We start from the raw sequence: 17384 nt of genomic DNA on the forward strand, positions 1-17384 counted from the left end.
CCCCGGTACGTCCCATTTTGAAGAAGAAACCGATCACCGAAGTGGGACTGTTCAATATGTACTACACGTTCGGCGAAGCAGAAAACAATGCTTACCAAGCGAACCACGGTAGCGGCAAAGCCATCGAGGCGCTTTACTTCGGAAGCGAAAAGGACCCCGTACTCGTGTGGAAAAAAGGAATGGAACTGCCGCCTGCGAGCGCGGAAGTCGAAGCTCATTTCGCGCAGGACACCTATTAAGCTAACGGGAAACGATAGCGTAATAAAATCACGAAAGTAGCTGATCATTTGATCAGCTGCTTTAATTCAACTAACGGGAAAGGTTAGTTGAATTAAAACAAGAAAGCAGCCGATTTATGTTGAACTGTACCTCCAATTGCCAGAATATCTAACTATTGGGGTGCAGTTCATGTGATTGGCTGCTTTTGTTTAATTAACGTGAGATCAGAAACGTTTGGCAACTTCCTTTGCTTTTGCAATTGCTTTTTCTTTAATAATTGGTGCTTGCTCTAATGATGCCGTTCCCTCCACAAAAATTGCCTCAATAGATTGAATTCCATAGAAATGTAATATCTTTTTTAGATAGCTGTATCCCATTTCAATCGGAGCAAGCGGACCTTCCGAATAAATGGATCCGGAAGCTTGAATGTGTAATGCTTTTTTGCCGGACAACAGACCCACAGGGCCATTCTTCGTATATTTGAAAGTCTTACCTGGAATTGAAGTCGAATCCGTGTATGCTTTCAGAACAGGTGGGATCGAGAAATTCCACATAGGTGAGACGTACACATACTTATCGGCAGCCACGAATTGGTCAATAATCGCTTCATGACGAGCTACTTTTGATTTCTCAGCATCCGTCAATTGATCGAAAGAAGAACCTAATCGAATCTTTTCCCAACCGTGTAAGACATCAGCATCGATTTCCGGAATGTTCTCTTGGTATAGATCTAAATAAACAACTTCATCTGATGGGTTTGCCTCACGGTATGCTTCAATAAATTCGTTCCCAACTGCGAGGCTATAAGATGACTGAGCATCAAGAGGATGTGCGGTGATGTATAATACGGTTGACATGATTTAAAACTTCCTTTCTGTAATTGAATTAAATACACTTTCTGGATTAATCATATCGCATATATACTATTTGTGAAGTACGCACAATCATGTGGTATAGTATTAAAAAAGGTACTGTAACGGAGGAGAATACATGCAAAAGAACCCTATCCAATGTCAATTCGTTGTTGCGCTGGATTCAATTGTCGGCAAATGGAAGCCGATGATTCTTTATCATTTGTTTCAAGGTGAACCTTTGAGGTTCAATGAATTAAAAAGATTGCTGCCTGATATCACGCAAAGGATGCTTACGCTCCATCTGCGCGAGTTGGAGGAGGAAGAGATCGTGAAGCGAGTTGTTTATCCTCAAGTCCCTCCCAAAGTGGAGTACTCCATCACGGAATACGGCATGAGCCTTTCTCCGATTTTGGAAACTTTACATCAATGGGGGAAGGCCCATGTGGAGAGAAAACAGCTCAAAAAAGCGGAAAATGAAGATACAGAATCGGAATAGCATTCATTTTGTCATTATTCTTTAATAGACGTTAAAGTCGCTAATGCAGCGGCTTTTTTATTTTATTGGTACAAGTTCTTGTTTCGGGTCAAGGAAAGAACTTGTACTGACTCCGAAATGGGCAAAAGCATAGTTCGATTAACGTTTAGTCACTAAGCTAACGGGTCAGGAATATTTCCAATGGAGAAACTACAACGGAGACCAGAGGAATAACAGCATTTAGGGAGTTGGCAGAACAGTCGTCAACGATGTTCTCCAGCCGTCAGCAGACTATTACCTAAGTAGAGAAATTTATAATTCGTTCAGACATTGTAAAGACATGTCGAGGGACAAGAACATGGTCCCATTGAAGTCGCTATTTTAGCGGCTTTTTTATTTTATCGGTACAAGTTCTTGTCCCAAGCTAAGGACAAGAACTTGTACCGATTACCGGAATGGACAAGAACATAGTCCGATTGCCGATTAGATGTATATCTATATATTGAACGAATACACTTAAAACCACTTTAAGTACCATGATAAATGAAAATGCTCAAAGTTTTATAGAACAACTGAAACGATGAGAGGTTAAATACCTGCGGTTAGGTATTAAAGAAGCGTAATATTGTACTAAAACTTGAGTTGAGGACAAGAACTTGTACCTATTGCCGAAATGTACAAGAACATGTTCCTATTCCCGATTAGATGTATATCCCAAAAAAGCACATGTAGTTAAAACTTGAATAGGCAGCATTGGAAGGACGGTTTCACATTTCTTGAACCAAATGACTCGAGAAGAGATACACCCGGGCCGATAAGCCAACGCGTAGTATTGAGCCGAATCCGTTAAAGCAACATTTAGTATACCTAGTTCAAAAAATAGGAAGGAACCTTGTTGTTTTGTTGTTAACACCCAATAGTTACATTCTGGTTCCTATCTAATAAAAAGGTGCCTACTTTTCAAGTAGCATGAGAATTTTTAAGATAAAAGAAAGGCGGTTAAACAGGTGGCGTATGTAATGAACAAAAGTTATAACCAACGAATTAATTTTTGGTCCTTTCATCGATAAATATGGTTTTTCTGATCTGTATACATCCAGTTTCTATCCTTTTAAAATGCAAGAGGAGATGAGTCTCTAACCGAAGAAATGATTGCCACGGTGATAGATTGTGCAATTCCATCATACCTTGTTCCAAAATGTCCTGTATGCGGTGGGGACATGAACCCGAATTTACGAAGCAACCGTTTTTTCGTTCAAGATGAACAATGGCTTATTTCCGAAAAATTATATAGGAATTTCTTAGAAAAATTTGGTGACAAGAGAATTGTCTTTATGGAACTAGGCGTTGGTTTCAATACACCAGAAATTATACGTTATCCATTTGAACAAATGACGTATAACAATGAGAATGCAACGTTACTTCGACTCAATAGAGACCATTCCGAGGGAGTTATAGAGAATATAGATCGCACCATTGCTTTTGTAGAAGATATGCATAGTGTGATCGTTCAATTAACCGATTAAGTGAGAGATTAAACGAAAGTAATTGAGGGGATGGTAATATCATGCCGATTGAAATCAAAGACATTGTGTCTAAGAAAATATTAAGCGAAGTAAAGGGTTATCTAGATATTGGCTTTACTCATTCACTAAATCCCTATACGGGTTGTGCATTTGCTTGCGAATACTGTTACGTCAGAGAAATGCCTATTCAAAAGTTTAAGGATATTCCTTGGGGATTGTGGGTGGATGTCAAGAAAAATGCAGCAGAAAACTATCTAAGGGAAGTCTCTCTTCTAAGAAGTAAGAATAAACCCATAAGTATATTCATGTCATCAGCCACAGATCCTTATCAACCTGTAGAGCAGAGGGCAAACATTACAAGAAGCCTATTGGAAGAAATGGATAAAAACCCACCAGATTCACTTCAAATTCAAACTAGAAGCCCTCTGGTTGCCAGAGACCTTGATATACTACTGAAATTAAAGGAAAAATGTCGAATTCTGGTTTCAATGACAATCGAGACAGATCGCGAAGATGTGAAACGATTTTTTTCACCCTATGCTCCTGGAATAGATTTAAGAGTTAAAGCCTTGAAAAAGATAAATGATGCAGGGATACATACACAAGTATCCATTTCCCCAGTGCTACCTTTTTCACCTAATTTCGCTAACATGATACAAGGCATAACTGATCGAATTTGGATTGATACGCTACTGATTGGTGATGGTCAAATGGGGAGGAGATCTGAGCGTTTAGGGATGCCAAAATTATTTGAGGCGAACGGCTGGGACAAATGGTACGAGAAAAGTATTCATCTGAAAGTCGAAAAATATTTTAAGGCAAGGTTTCCATCTGAAATCATTCATGTATCTAAAAACAGCGCATATCCATTTTGATTTTATATAGCCATTCATTTTATGAGGATCTTGCCCGTTTTTCTGCATACAATAGAAATATTGCAGCTGTTGTTCGAAGATCAACTTTCTCTTACGAATCAATGGAGGACGTATGAGTCCTCCATTGACTTAACTTGGAGATATAGAGGAGCTTATTCTATTTTTGAAATGTTCGTGGATTAACAAAGTGAAATCATTCACTCTGATGAGTATCGTTTGGAAGTTCATCATTGAGTTTCTGGTACCCGAGTCCCCATGTTTCCATAGAGAATATAATTGGCTTCAGTGAATTTCCTAAATCACTTAAGCTGTATTCGACTCTCGGAGGGACTTCTGCAAAAACAGTACGAATGACAATTCCATCCTCTTCCATTGAACGTAAATTTTCAGTGAGAACCTTTTGACTGATCTCCGGGATACTTTTACGAAGTTCTCCGAATCGTTGAGTTCCCTTCAAAAGATCCCTCATAACCAATAACTTCCACTTGTTACCTATCAAGCCAACTGTCGTTGCCACAGGACACAACGGCAACTCTTTTTTTGAAATCACTACGTTATCGCCTCCAATAGTTACTATTAGGTTCCTATATAACAAAAAGGTGCCTACTTTCAAAACCAATACATTGCTTATATTATAATTCTGTCGATGAGAAAAGCAAATGAAAATGGATGAAAGGAGGAGGGAGTTTGCAAGAAAGTTTATGGATGCAACTGAGTGACTATTTTTCGAATCATATGTTAACGTTCTTGAATTCTTGGAAAGAGCATTTAGAGATCAGTTTATTGGCATTGATGGGTTCTACACTTATCGGGATTACATTAGGTACCTTATCAACTAAATACAATCGTTCCGAAAAATGGATCATCTCGTTATTCCAAACATTACGAATTGTTCCCAGCCTGGCGATCTTACTTCTGTTGCTTCCTATCATGGGTACTGGAATTAGGCCAGCCCTTGTTGCTCTCATTATTTTAGGAATCCCTCCTATCTTAATGAATACAGTATCCGGGTTACAAGGTGTGTCCATGTCTCTACTTGAATCTTCACAAGGTGTAGGGATGTCTGAACGACAAATCAGATGGAAAATCCAATTTCCAGTGGCTGGACCATTGATTTTGACAGGGATTAAAACCGCTGCGATTGAAATTATCGCCAGCGCTACTTTGGCTGCCAAAATTGGAGCTGGTGGATTAGGAGAGATTATTTTTACAGGTTTAGGACTCAATCGAACGGATTTACTTTTAATTGGTGGTATCTCAGTAGCGATTCTGGCTATTGGGATAGGCTTCATTTTAGATCTGTCTGAACGTGTATTGTTTAGATATAAATTCTTGCAAAGGTAGGGTCCACAAAATGAAAAAGAACATAAAGAAAAAATTAGTTTTAACCATTTCAATCACACTTGTTTTGTCCATAATTTTGAGCGCATGTGGCAATAAAACGAATAATCATGGATCGACAATACGAATTGGTTCAAAAGACTTCACTGAGAATTTAATTGTCGGGGAGCTTTATGCTTTGGCTTTAGAGAGTGCGGGGTACCAAGTAGAGCGTGTTCCTAATATTGCGGGTTCCATCATTCATTCATCGATTGTTAATAACGATATCGATATGTATCCAGAGTACACAGGTACGGGGTTGTTGGCCGTCTTAAAGATGGATTTGATGACAGATCCAGATGAAGTGTATACAACAGTCAAGGAAGAGTACAAAAAGCAATTCAATATCACATGGCTCGATTATTCAAAAGCAAATGATGGAGCGGGTCTCGTTATTCGAACGGAAGTATCACAAAAATTAGGGATCAAGACCATTACCGACTTGCAAAAACATGCCGGTGAGATTCGATTTGCTTCCCAAGGAGAGGTTGACCAGCGCGCTGACGGTATTCCAGCTTTAGAGAAAGTGTATGGCAAGCTCAATTGGAAATCATCCAAAGTATATGATAACAGTTTGAAATATGAAGTACTTAGAAACAACGAGGCTGATGTTGCTCCCGCATATACCACTGAAGGTCAGTTGGTGAACAAAGACAAGTTCACCCTATTGGAAGATGACAAACAAGTATGGCCACCTTATAACTTGGCGCCTGTTATCCGTGATAATGTGCTCTCAAGGGACCCCGGTATCGCTGAAGTGATCAATAAGGTTAGTTCGGTATTGGATACAGACACCGTAACCGCACTAAACGCAAAAGTGGACGTAGACAAAGAAGAATATGAAGATGTGGCAAAAGAATTTTATGATTCCATTAAATAAGGATGGCGTTATCATGAATCCAACAGCAATCGAATTCCATAATGTGAGTAAAACATATTCAGATTCCAATGAATATGTAGTTGATCATGTGAACTTGTCGATAAGTGAAGGGGAGTTTATTACCATCCTCGGCTCCTCTGGATCAGGAAAAACAACTTTATTGAAGATGGTGAATCGGCTTAACGATCCTTCTCACGGGATTATTAAAATATTTGGCGAGGATATCGCTGGAGTTGATCCTGTAAAACTTAGAAGAAAAATTGGCTATGTTATTCAGCAAATAGGCTTGTTCCCCCACATCAATATTGAACAAAATATTGCTACCGTTCCTCGTCTTTTGAAATGGGACAAAAAGAAAATCGAGGAACGGGTACAAGAATTGTTAACTTTAGTTGGATTAGATTCAGAGAACTTCAAACGACGTTATCCTTCACAATTGTCCGGAGGACAGCAACAGAGAATCGGTCTTGCGCGAGCATTAGCAACCGATCCCAATATTATGCTGCTGGATGAACCCTTTGGGGCCTTGGACGCTATTACGCGCTTAAATCTCCAGGATGAACTCTTAAAGATTCATGGGGGAATGAAAAAAACATTTTTGTTCGTGACTCATGATATTAATGAAGCATTCAAGCTAGGAACCAGGGTTATGATTATGAATCAGGGTAAGGTTTGTCAATTCGATTCCCCGAGAGAAATTGTAACTCATCCTGCAGATGATTTTGTGTACTCACTCATTCAATCTTCGAAGGAGCAAGAACGTTTCTGGGGGAACTTAACATGATCGACTATGCCATTAAGCATCCGGATAAGTTGGGAAATGCATTATTGGAGCATGTGGAGATCCTCATTTTGACCATGCTGCTCTCTGTGATCATTGCAATCGTCTTAACCATCGTAGCTCTGGCCTCTGATAAGGTATCTAGATCACTCATTTACATGTTTTCAATCTTGTATTCCATTCCGAGCTTGGCTTTGTTTGCAATCATGATCCCTGTGACCGGATTGGGGAAAACGACAGCCATTACCGTGCTCATTGCCTATAACCAATATATCCTTCTACGTCAGTTCATTGCAGCTTTGAATCATGTTGACACATCTGTTATTGAAGCTGCTACAGGGGTCGGTATGAGTCGATTTCAGATCTTACTTCAAGTCCAGGTACCCTTAGCAATCAAGCCTCTGTTTACAGGCCTTCGACTTGCCTCGGTAACTACCATTAGCATGGCAACCATCGCTGCCTTCATAAATGCAGGAGGGCTAGGTACGATATTAAATGATGGATTACGTACCATGAATATCGATAAGATTTTGTGGGGGGGCTTATTGTCAGCAGGACTTGCCATTTTGACGAACGCAATATTCATGCTGTTTGAGAAACGAATACATTTGAGATCGGAGAGATGAATAATGAAGGCAGTTGTATTGGAAAGGGTCTGTACCCCAAAAGAACTACAGATCACTGAAGTACCTATTCCTATAGTCAAGCCTGGGTGGGTACTTGTAAAAATCAGGGCGTTTGGAATAAATCGCTCCGAAATGTTCACTAGGCAGGGGCATTCACCGTCCGTTCAATTCCCGCGTATTATTGGGATCGAATGCGTAGGGGAGATTGAAGACCCTTCAGATAGCACATTTATAAAGGGAACGACCGTCGCTTCATTAATGGGAGGGTTAGGTCGTGCATTTGACGGAAGTTATGCTGAATATGCACTTATACCTTCGGACCAAGTGTATCCTATTCCTAGCGATATGAAATGGACTGAACTTGCATCGATACCGGAAATGTATTATACCGCGTATGCATCCTTATTTGAATGTCTTCAATTGATTTCCGGAGAGATGCTACTTATTCGTGGTGGGACAAGTTCCGTAGGCTTAGCAGCACTTCAGCTAGCTAAGAGTGTAGGAGCAACAGTTATATCAACGACTCGAGACAAAGAGAAATTTGCACTTCTCCAACAAACTGGAGCAGACTATGTACTGCTCGATAATGAGAATTTGAGAGAACAGGTGTATGCTATTGCTCCAAATGGGGTAAACAAGGTTCTAGAGTTGGTTGGTACAACGACTGTAAAGGAGTCCTTGCAATTCATCTCAGAACGAGGGATATGTTGCATGTCAGGAATATTAGGAAATGAATGGACTCTTGATGCCTTTGAACCTTTAGTGGATATACCTACAGGTGTGTATTTTACAGCGTTCACCAGTGAAATTATCAAAGAAAGTACACTGATCTCTTTATTTGAGCATATCCAAAAACATGCTATAGTCCCACCTATTGCCCGAGTCTTTACACTCGAGGAGATTGGAAAGGCACATCTTTTAATGGAAAGTAACACCGCAAACGGTAAGATCGTTATATCCAATGACATTGTTGAGACGAATGATAACTTCTCTGCAACCTAAAGATAAAATAATAGTTACAAAAAGGTTCCTGTGCAACATTAAGGTGCCTACTTACCAATTATCTAAAGTAGAGATAAAATTTAAGTGAGGGCATATGCTCACGAAAATAGAAAGGGGTTTAAATAGGACGATTACAGAAAACAAACAATTGATGTATCGTTTCACGAACTTTATTAATACGGCAAGCAAAGAACTTGCTGAAGAATTGATTGCCCCAGTTTCCACCAACGAGTGTCGAGGGACAAGAACATGGTCCCATTGAAGTCGCTATTTTAGCGGCTTTTTTAATTTATCGGTACAAGTTCTTGTCCCGAGCCAAGGACAAGAACTTGTACCGATTCCCGGAATGGACAAGAACATGCTCCTATTGCCGATTAGGCGTCTATCTAAATGGAACAGCACAAGATAAAGCTGCTCTTGATGCAGAGTTCGATGCAGTGTACAACAAGTTCGTTAAGAGTGGTAGAGCTGTCGTTATTGGTGAGATGGGAACGATCAATAAGAAACAATAAGGGAATGCTCTACTAAATCATGATCCGGATCATAATATTTTGTTTTCTATTCACATGTATGGTTCATGGAATGATGCATCTTGTATCGGAAATGAACTCCAAGCCAGCCAAGTCAATGCACAGGAGGTACTTAATCAGGCTCAGGCAAAGGGAATCGGCTATCTGGCTTGGTCCTGGACCGGAAATGACAGTGCGAACTCATGGCTTGATCTTGTTTCAAATAATGATTGGCAAACGTTTACTTCATGGGGGAACCTCGTATTTAATGGCACGAACGGAATAAAAGCTACTGCTGTCAAAGCATCCGTGTTTAACACGGGAGGCAGCAGCACGTTATATGATTTTGAAGGAAGTAATGTACAGGGTTGGACAGGCTCAAATATAACAGGTGAGCCTTGGTCCGTTACGGAGTGGTCTTCAAGCCAAGCTGTTCATTAAAATGGGTTCAGGACACACTTGGTATGATTCGGGAATTGTTAACATGAACTCTTCCAATGCAACAACGCTGACATTGAATCTCTCTGGTGTTGCGAACTTGCACGATGTGAAGGAAGTCGGTGTTCAGTTCAACTCACCTGTAAACTCTAGCGGTACAACATCGATCTATCTTGATAGTGTAGTCGTTCAATAAATTAAGTCAGGAAGCCCCTATTAGAATGGCGGGCTTCCTTTTTTTGATATTCCTAAGGTTGGAGTTCAAGTGGAGTCAAGTACATATGCGTATTGATTTCCTGTCTCCTGAAGGCTCCCGGAGTCAGACCAGTCCATTTGTAAAATTGCCTGATAAAGCTTTGCACGTTGCCAAAACCGATTCGATATGCAATTTGTTCAATCGTTTCTTCAGTATTTATTAGCAACTGCATGGCCTCTTGCTGCCGCAAAATAGTTAGATATTCCCTAGGAGACATGCCATAATGCTCTTTGAATACCCGGCTACAGTGTCTTCTGCTTCGTCCTAGCTTAGCAGAGATATTTTCAAACCAATTGATGTTCAGATCAGCCTCAGTATCCATCCCTAACACAACTAGTTCATCTATCTTTCTGGCGATTTCGTAAGACAATTCTGTTCCCAAAGAGAGCATGGAAGCTTTTTCATCACAGTAATTCTCAATGTGAAGTGAAATGTCCAGTATAGTTTGGAAAATGGATATATTAGAGGCATTTTTTTTAAGCTTGTTCATTAAGTCATAAACCAACGGTTTTATCAGATCCGTTAAATCTGAATTTCCTTGCTGAATGAACAGAGGAGCAATATTAGCGATTTTCTGCAAAAAATCGACATCGATTACTTTAATATGAGCAACAAAAAATTTGGTGAATTGAGTTTTCTCCGTTTTATACTGGTGAACGGTCATTGGCGGAATCAACAAGAGTTCTCCTGTACGCTGTTCATATGAGAAGTCATTAAACATCACGATCTGTGAGCCGGCTAGCACAATATTTACCTCAAACATCATATGATGCAAATGTCTCTGACATATCGTTCTTGCATTATTAAATCCCGACTCGTGAGCACCATGTAAGTAGATTTCCATACGTTTATTCTCAAATAAAAGGTGTTGAAATTCCGCTTTCTCCATCTTCGATCCCTCCCCATTTAAAGTTCTACAGTGATAAAAAAGAAAAAACTATGTCCCATTTGGTTCATTAATAATGCTTTTGACGTCCTTGTTGGTTATCCATAAATTCATTACATAGCTTTATAATCAATTTAATTCTTATGTTCATTTCATATAGGGAAGGGGGCAATAGCAATAGACATTTTATATTATAGTTGCTCTATCTCACATATGTAAGCGTTCTATTTTAATTAGCTCTATATTAATACCCAATCGAGGAGTGGATAAGAATTGAGAAGTATTACGAACAGTAGAACCAAACATTTCTATCTGTTTATTTCACCATGGTTGTTTGGTTTCTTAGCCCTTACTGCCGGCCCAATGATTTACTCCTTGTATATGTCCTTCACAGATTGGAAGTTATTTGGGGGTTCCAACTGGATTGGATTGGATAATTATCGCTTGGTGACTCAGGATTTTATTTTTTGGAAGTCTCTATGGAATACGTTCTACTACACATTTGTTGGAGTGCCTCTGGGATTGGTGGTGGGATATCTGCTTGCTGTTCTGCTAAACACCAAAGTGAAATTTATGGGCACATTTCGTACGTTGTTCTATTTGCCTTCTCTTGTTCCTGCAGTAGCCAACTCGTTATTATGGTTGCTCATTTTCCAGCCGGAGTTCGGACTTGCAAATACGATGTTATCTTCAATAGGTTTGCCAACATCAGACTGGATCGCGAGTGAAACGATGGTAAAACCAGCGTTGATTATTATGAGTCTATGGGGAGCAGGGGGAGGGATGGTTATATATCTAGCCGGTTTGCAGGGTGTTCCTCAATCTTTATACGAAGCCGCAGAAATGGACGGCGCTGGTCGATTCAATAGGTTTATCCATATCACAGTCCCCATGACGTCTCATGTTATTTTCTTTAATCTAATCATGGGAATGATAGGTTCGTTCCAAATTTTTACGCAATCATATGTCATGAGTAATGGTGGTCCTAATTACGCCTCACTTTTTATGGTTCAGTATTTATATCAAAATGCTTTTGACTATTTCAATATGGGGTATGCTTCGGCTATAGCTTGGGTATTGTTTGTTATCATTCTCATCTTCACGGTTGTTCAGTTCAAAGTCTTTGGCAAGCGCGTCTACTATGAAGATTAAGGAGGACACAATGGCTAAAACAGTTCTAAATACAAGTGTATCTGAACAGAGTCTTCAAAGTATTCAAGCATCTAAAAAAGCATCTAAACGTTTGGATCGCATTGTATCGTATATACTTCTTGTGTTCATGTCTATTTTGTTCCTTTTACCTTTTATATGGCTAATTGGGACATCATTGAAACCAGAGGCAGAAGCTATTAGTTATCCGCCTTCACTTATTCCTAAAGAAGTGGACTGGAAGAACTATGCCGAAGTCTTTGAACTTGTACCCTTCCTGAAATTCTATCAGAACACCATTATAGTTACGTTGACTTCTGTTGTGGGTACGGTGTTTTCTAGCGCGCTGGTTGGATATGGCTTTGCACGTATTAACGGGAAGGGAAGAAATTTCTGGTTCATGATGTTACTCGCAACGATGATGCTCCCCTCCCAAGTTACCATGATTCCGGTCTACTTAATTTTCGCAAAACTTGGCTGGATAAACACCTTCTTACCTTTAATTGTTCCTTCTTTTTTTGGGAGCGCGTATTTCATATTTTTACTTCGTCAATTTTTCAGAACAATACCCAAAGAACTTGATGAAGCAGCCATTATAGATGGATGCGGGCCTTTCCGCATTTTCTGGAATATCATGCTGCCACTTATCGTTCCATCTCTATTAACAGTCGCTATTTTAAGTTTTATGGGGAGTTGGAATGATTTCTTTGGTCCATTGATCTATCTGAATGATACGAGCAAGTTCACGTTATCTCTTGGGATTCAGACCTTCAAAGGACAAAATACAATGTTGTGGGGACCTATGATGGCAGCTAGTACGATGGTGATCACACCGCTTGTTGTATTGTTCTTTTTTGCTCAAAAGTATTTTGTACAAGGGATAGCCACTTCAGGATTAAAGGGCTAATGTTCTCCGTAATGATACCAAAAGGGGTGATGTAGATGAGAAAAATGAAGACGTTGAGTGGATTGATCTTCCTAATCCTCATGTGTTTGTTACTTACTAGCTGCACCCAATCAGGGCAGACAGAAGAGGGAGATCAAAAAACAATTCGGATCATGATGTGGGGGAATGGCCCTGCTGAAGTAAATGGTGATCGTCAAATTATTGAAGAATTTGAAAAACAAAATCAGGACATTCGTGTTGAAATTGTCGTTGCTCCTTATGATAACATTATGCAAAAATTTGTAACCATGTCCGCAGGAAACGACCAACCCGATCTTGTTTGGATACAAGACGTATACCTGGCTGATTTTGCAGAAAAAGGTTTACTGCTCGAACTGAATAAGTATATGGATAGAGAGAAGTTAAACAAGGAAGATTGGCTACCTGGAGCTATGGAAAGAGGCACATGGGAAGATAAACTGTATGTTCTTCCAAGAGATTTGATAACTATTAATATCGCATACAACAAAGATATGTTTGACGAAGCGGGTGTTACTTACCCTCAAGATAACTGGACCTGGGATGAGTTTTTAGATGCGGCAAAAAAACTCACGAAGCGGGACGAAAAGGGGAGAACCCTTCAATTCGGAATGGCTTCATATTCATGGCAAGAAGCCATAGTTGCTAATGGAGGAGGGCTCTTTAGTCAAGATGGTAGTGAGGTACTGATGGATTCTCCGGAAACGATTGAAGCCCTTCAGTGGGTGGCCGATTTAACGACGGTCCATCATGTTGCACCAACTACAGCAGAATCTCAAGGGCTTGGAGATTTGTTTCTAGCCGGAAAAGCAGCGATGACCTTTAGCGGACCATGGAACTGGAAAGCTTATACGGAAGAAACGAAGTTTTCCTTTGATGTTGTGGAAACACCGGCCGGAAAAGCAGGCAATAAATCTCAGCTTCTTGGTCTTCCAATTGCCATTGGTTCTCAGACGAAGCACCCAGATGAAGCGGGGCGGCTTCTGGAGTTCCTGACCCACGGAGGTGGACAGGATATCCAGTCCAATATTGTAGGAGCGTATCCTTCCGTGAAGCGCGCAGATAAAATGTTTCTGGACGGGCAGTACTCCCCGGAAAGTGTAGAAGCTGTTCCAAAGGCAATGAAAGAAAATACGGTAGTTATGCCGTCATTTCCAAACCTGGCCCAAGCACATGATTTAATTCAGCCAGTTGTGGATGAAATTGCAAGAGGGAAACAGCGAGCGGAAGTCGCCTTACCAAAGCTCGCGGATCAAATTCGGAAAAAATTTGATATGAAATAAATCAGTAATGGAGGGAAAATTATTATGACATTATTTTCTTCAATTCCACCAGATACTGTGTATGTGGAAACCATGAAGGGCAAAGCACCAATGACAAGGGGAACTTCCACATGGAAGTGGAGAAAAGATGATACGTCTGTTGATATTATTAAGAATGGTGAGCAAATGGAAGTAAGTCTTCACTCACCTTTAACTGAAGTGTTTTATAGAGTCCTACGATGGAATGTCCATTGGCCACAACAAGTGAAAATTCTGGGCGACCACTTTGAGAGAGGTTACGGAGATCTGGAGTGGAGAGGCCACGTAATTGACCGGAAACTCCCGTGGTACTTCCTCGTTAACACAGGAGAAACCACTAATGGTTTGGGCGTGAAGACACGCCCAGGTGCTATCTGTTACTGGCATACAGATCCGCGAGGATATACATTAACTTTAGATGTCAGAAATGGAACCAAAGGAGTACGGCTTGGTGACCGCATACTGAATGCGGCTACAATTATATATCGCACAGGTCTAACCAAAGAAACATCATTTGAAGCAGCTTGTGAATTTTGCAAATTGTTATGTGATGACCCTTTACAGACGGATGAGCCCGTATACGGAAGTAACAATTGGTATTATGCTTACGGAAATAGCTCTTACAACAATATTATTGAAGATAGCAAGCTGCTCGCAGAACTTGCACCGATATCTGGACCACGACCCTACATGGTCATTGATGACGGATGGCAGCCAGTGCGTCTTAACGGACAATCTTGCAATGGAGGGCCGTGGGACCGTGGAAACAATCGATTCTTCGATATGAAACGACTTGCTGATGAAATGAAAGGCCACGGGGTTAAACCAGGGATATGGTACCGCCCCCTACTGACCAGTGAAAGGCAAGAGGTTTATTTTAAAAGAAGAACAAGTGACGGAGATGGGTCAACGATCTTAGATCCCTCTGCTCCGGAAGTACTTGAACTAATAAAAAAAGATATTCGTAGATTTGTAGATTGGGGCTATATGTTGATTAAACATGATTTCACGACATTCGATATTTTTGGTAAATGGGGTTATGAAATGAATGATTCTCTGTTTGCGTATCGTGAAGCTTTCATAGATCGTTCAAAAACGACAGCCGAAATCATCGTGAACTTGTATAAAGCGATCCGTGAGGCGGCCGGAAATACTGTCATCATTGGTTGTAATACTATCGGTCATCTAGCAGCAGGTCTTGTACATTTACAACGTACGGGTGATGATACAAGCGGTATTGAATGGGAAAGAACGAGAAAAATGGGGATTAACACCTTGGCATTCCGTATGCCACAGCACAATGCCTTGTTCCAAGTGGACGCAGACTGTGTGGGTATAACGGATAAGATCCCGTGGGAGTTGAACAGACAGTGGCTCAAGCTTTTATCCAGTAGTGGAACACCGTTATTTATTTCTGCCGACCCAGAGATTGTCGATAATGAGATAAAAGAAGAGATTCGAAAAGCATACCAAGTAGCTTCACAGTCTTTACCAATAGGATATGCGAGAGATTGGATGAGTACAACCTCCCCAGAGAAATGGGTTCTTGGTGGGCAGGAGGTCGAATTTCACTGGGACGAGAATGCTTTGCTTGAAGATAGATAATCAATATAAATTCAATAGTATCGATATCCTGTTCTTACTTGACTATGGAAATGGACAGAAAGAAGGGTGGAAAGACATATGAAAGTAGTACTTATAGGTGGAGGTAGCTTCGTGTTTGCGCCTACCGTATTGGAAGATGCCATCGTGAAGCATAAACTTTCAGGCAAGTTGGTATTAGTGGATGTGAATAAAGAGATCGTTGAAGCTATGGCTGGAGCGGGGCGAAGAGTGGCTCGTGAGCTGAAGGTTCCTCTTGAAATTGAGGCGACTATCGATCGGGAAGAAGCATTAATAGGTGCCGATTATGTCATCGTATCCGCTTCTCCGCAAGGGGCACAACGTTGGCTAACAGATTTCAACATTTTGACAGAACATGGACTGTCTGATCAAGCGAGGGAGTGTGGTGGCATCGGTGGTCTTTTGAATACATTCCGTTCAGTGACGCTGATTCTCGACATCTGCCGAGATATGGAGAAACTTTGTCCTGATGCAATTCTTCTGGATGTAACCAATCCCATGCCACGTGTAGTCACTGCGATCGAACGCTATTCCAACATTAAAGGTATTGGATTTTGCAATATCGCGTTTCGCGGACCAAAGAGTTATGAATTTCTTGCCAGTTTGGTCAATCGTTCAGGGGATGAGATCGCAGTGGAAACGGCAGGACTCAATCATTTTGCCTGGGTGATGAGCATGATGGATAAGCAGACAGGTGAAAGTTTGCTTCCTCAATTAATTGATGTGCTTGTAAAAGCAAACTGGGGCAAGTATGACAGTGAAACAAAGCGAGAGCTCGGAATTATGAGAGAATGGTATAATCTATATGGAGCGGTACCTGCAGGCGCAGTAGACCATCATGCGGAGTACCTGCCATATCGTGAGAACATACACTATACAACTTCCCCTCCATATCATGGGACAGCAAAAGAACGGCAGGAACGATTGCAGGAATTATTAAATATTGCAGATGGCAAGTTGGATTGGCAGAGGTTGTTTATAAATCCAAGCTGGGAACATCCCATTGATCTGGCAGTAGCACTTCAACAAGGTAACTACGTAGAATTGCCAATACTTAATGTGCGCAATAACTACGCCATACCTCAATTACCTCAAGATCGAATCGTGGAAGTGCCTGTCACTGTTGAAAGTGGGGTTGTGAAGCCTAAAGTTGTTCCTCCATTTTCACAACAGTTGGCAGAACTGATTCATCAAATTTCTGACATTCACGAATTCAGTGTAAAAGCGGCATTTACTGGTGATAAGGAATGGGTCAAATTAGCAGTTGAATTGGACCCTGCGATTACTCAAAAAGAGACAGCTCACATTGTAGTTGAAAAAATGTTGAAAGCACACACAGATTTGCTTCCACAGTTTCAATAAACAAACTTTCTCCGATTGTTCCTAATATAAGAAGTATCCGATTGATTTGGAGGCGGATACTTCTTATTTATCTTTAATTATCTTGAGGTTGTATGATTGGGTGCAAGAACGTTCAATCTCTTAAAGATTGGAAATAATTGATTAAGTAAGACAGTTTTAGCAAAGTAAAGAGTGAGTATACATTATCTAATTAAAAAGAGTTGCGTTATGAGTAATAGTTCAAAGTTATCACATTTTTTAATTCTACGGGGCAATGATTGAGTGAATGACCCTAATCATTAGATGAGAGGTAAAAAAAACCTAGAGGAACTAACCCT

Annotated in this window: 19 protein-coding genes and 1 pseudogene; 17 read left to right on the forward strand and 3 right to left on the reverse strand. The window is 40.5% G+C overall.

Annotation, left to right across the window (positions count from 1 at the left end):
- Nucleotides 1–239, forward strand: a pseudogene (locus PIL01S_RS29650) (zf-HC2 domain-containing protein); the annotation flags it as partial.
- A gap of 204 nt (nt 240–443) precedes the next feature.
- Here the strand turns inward: PIL01S_RS29650 and PIL01S_RS29300 are convergent.
- Nucleotides 444–1076, reverse strand: coding sequence for an FMN-dependent NADH-azoreductase (locus PIL01S_RS29300; RefSeq protein ID WP_127541398.1), 633 nt, complete (start codon nt 1074–1076; stop codon nt 444–446).
- 133 nt (nt 1077–1209) lie between these two features.
- Here PIL01S_RS29300 and PIL01S_RS29305 point away from each other — a divergent pair, with 133 nt between their 5' ends.
- The 3 genes from PIL01S_RS29305 (at nt 1210) to PIL01S_RS29320 (ending at nt 3949) form a co-directional block, all read left to right on the forward strand.
- Complete coding sequence (locus tag PIL01S_RS29305) at nt 1210–1569, forward strand: winged helix-turn-helix transcriptional regulator (protein ID WP_127541401.1); 360 nt, start codon at nt 1210–1212, stop codon at nt 1567–1569.
- Nucleotides 1570–2768: 1199 nt separating this feature from the next.
- On the forward strand, nt 2769–3074 hold the full coding sequence (locus PIL01S_RS29315) for a hypothetical protein (protein WP_127541403.1): 306 nt from the start codon (nt 2769–2771) through the stop codon (nt 3072–3074).
- Between the two features lie 41 nt (nt 3075–3115).
- A complete protein-coding gene (locus tag PIL01S_RS29320) occupies nt 3116–3949 on the forward strand; it encodes an SPL family radical SAM protein (RefSeq protein ID WP_127541405.1) in 834 nt (277 codons plus the stop codon).
- A 193-nt stretch (nt 3950–4142) separates the two neighbouring features.
- On the opposite strand, the gene PIL01S_RS29325 is transcribed toward PIL01S_RS29320, so the two are convergent.
- Nucleotides 4143–4499 carry a winged helix-turn-helix transcriptional regulator gene (locus tag PIL01S_RS29325; protein WP_127541407.1) on the reverse strand — a complete coding sequence of 119 codons (357 nt, stop codon included), beginning with the start codon at nt 4497–4499 and terminating at the stop codon, nt 4143–4145.
- 137 nt (nt 4500–4636) lie between these two features.
- On the opposite strand from PIL01S_RS29325, the gene PIL01S_RS29330 reads away from it, so the two are divergent.
- From PIL01S_RS29330 to PIL01S_RS29655, 8 genes are all read left to right on the forward strand, one after another.
- Nucleotides 4637–5293 carry an ABC transporter permease gene (locus PIL01S_RS29330; protein ID WP_127541409.1) on the forward strand — a complete coding sequence of 219 codons (657 nt, stop codon included), beginning with the start codon at nt 4637–4639 and terminating at the stop codon, nt 5291–5293.
- A gap of 10 nt (nt 5294–5303) precedes the next feature.
- Complete coding sequence (locus tag PIL01S_RS29335) at nt 5304–6209, forward strand: glycine betaine ABC transporter substrate-binding protein (RefSeq protein ID WP_127541412.1); 906 nt, start codon at nt 5304–5306, stop codon at nt 6207–6209.
- Between the two features lie 13 nt (nt 6210–6222).
- Nucleotides 6223–6993 carry an ABC transporter ATP-binding protein gene (locus PIL01S_RS29340; protein WP_127541414.1) on the forward strand — a complete coding sequence of 257 codons (771 nt, stop codon included), beginning with the start codon at nt 6223–6225 and terminating at the stop codon, nt 6991–6993.
- Nucleotides 6990–7616: an ABC transporter permease gene (locus PIL01S_RS29345; RefSeq protein WP_127541416.1), complete on the forward strand. Its 627-nt coding sequence runs from the start codon at nt 6990–6992 to the stop codon at nt 7614–7616. The genes PIL01S_RS29340 and PIL01S_RS29345 overlap by 4 nt, the downstream gene beginning before the upstream one ends.
- A 3-nt stretch (nt 7617–7619) precedes the next feature.
- Entirely contained in the window at nt 7620–8618 is a 999-nt protein-coding gene (locus tag PIL01S_RS29350; protein ID WP_127541419.1) for a zinc-binding alcohol dehydrogenase family protein, read from the forward strand.
- A 209-nt stretch (nt 8619–8827) separates the two neighbouring features.
- On the forward strand, nt 8828–9130 hold the full coding sequence (locus PIL01S_RS29720) for a hypothetical protein (RefSeq protein ID WP_174818746.1): 303 nt from the start codon (nt 8828–8830) through the stop codon (nt 9128–9130).
- Nucleotides 9131–9169: 39 nt separating this feature from the next.
- Nucleotides 9170–9568 carry a hypothetical protein gene (locus PIL01S_RS29360; protein ID WP_127541422.1) on the forward strand — a complete coding sequence of 133 codons (399 nt, stop codon included), beginning with the start codon at nt 9170–9172 and terminating at the stop codon, nt 9566–9568.
- Nucleotide 9569: 1 nt separating this feature from the next.
- The gene (locus tag PIL01S_RS29655; RefSeq protein ID WP_371860034.1) at nt 9570–9761 is read left to right on the forward strand and encodes a hypothetical protein; all 192 of its coding nucleotides are present in this window, start codon (nt 9570–9572) and stop codon (nt 9759–9761) included.
- Nucleotides 9762–9813: 52 nt separating this feature from the next.
- Here PIL01S_RS29655 and PIL01S_RS29365 read toward each other — a convergent pair whose 3' ends face one another.
- The gene (locus PIL01S_RS29365; RefSeq protein WP_127541424.1) at nt 9814–10710 is read right to left on the reverse strand and encodes a helix-turn-helix transcriptional regulator; all 897 of its coding nucleotides are present in this window, start codon (nt 10708–10710) and stop codon (nt 9814–9816) included.
- 270 nt (nt 10711–10980) lie between these two features.
- On the opposite strand from PIL01S_RS29365, the gene PIL01S_RS29370 reads away from it, so the two are divergent.
- The 5 genes from PIL01S_RS29370 to PIL01S_RS29390 all read left to right on the forward strand — a co-directional run bounded on the left by PIL01S_RS29370 (nt 10981) and on the right by PIL01S_RS29390 (nt 17067).
- Nucleotides 10981–11859: a carbohydrate ABC transporter permease gene (locus tag PIL01S_RS29370; RefSeq protein ID WP_246058593.1), complete on the forward strand. Its 879-nt coding sequence runs from the start codon at nt 10981–10983 to the stop codon at nt 11857–11859.
- Between the two features lie 10 nt (nt 11860–11869).
- The gene (locus PIL01S_RS29375; protein WP_127541426.1) at nt 11870–12763 is read left to right on the forward strand and encodes a carbohydrate ABC transporter permease; all 894 of its coding nucleotides are present in this window, start codon (nt 11870–11872) and stop codon (nt 12761–12763) included.
- A 35-nt stretch (nt 12764–12798) separates the two neighbouring features.
- Nucleotides 12799–14064, forward strand: coding sequence for an ABC transporter substrate-binding protein (locus tag PIL01S_RS29380; protein WP_127541428.1), 1266 nt, complete (start codon nt 12799–12801; stop codon nt 14062–14064).
- A 24-nt stretch (nt 14065–14088) separates the two neighbouring features.
- Nucleotides 14089–15687, forward strand: a complete 1599-nt coding sequence (locus PIL01S_RS29385) for a glycoside hydrolase family 36 protein (RefSeq protein ID WP_218029869.1) — start codon at nt 14089–14091, stop codon at nt 15685–15687.
- A gap of 78 nt (nt 15688–15765) precedes the next feature.
- Complete coding sequence (locus tag PIL01S_RS29390) at nt 15766–17067, forward strand: family 4 glycosyl hydrolase (protein ID WP_127541430.1); 1302 nt, start codon at nt 15766–15768, stop codon at nt 17065–17067.
- The last annotated feature ends 317 nt before the right edge of the window (nt 17068–17384 follow it).

This window comes from Paenibacillus illinoisensis NBRC 15959, assembly GCF_004000925.1.
GTDB lineage: Bacteria > Bacillota > Bacilli > Paenibacillales > Paenibacillaceae > Paenibacillus > Paenibacillus illinoisensis.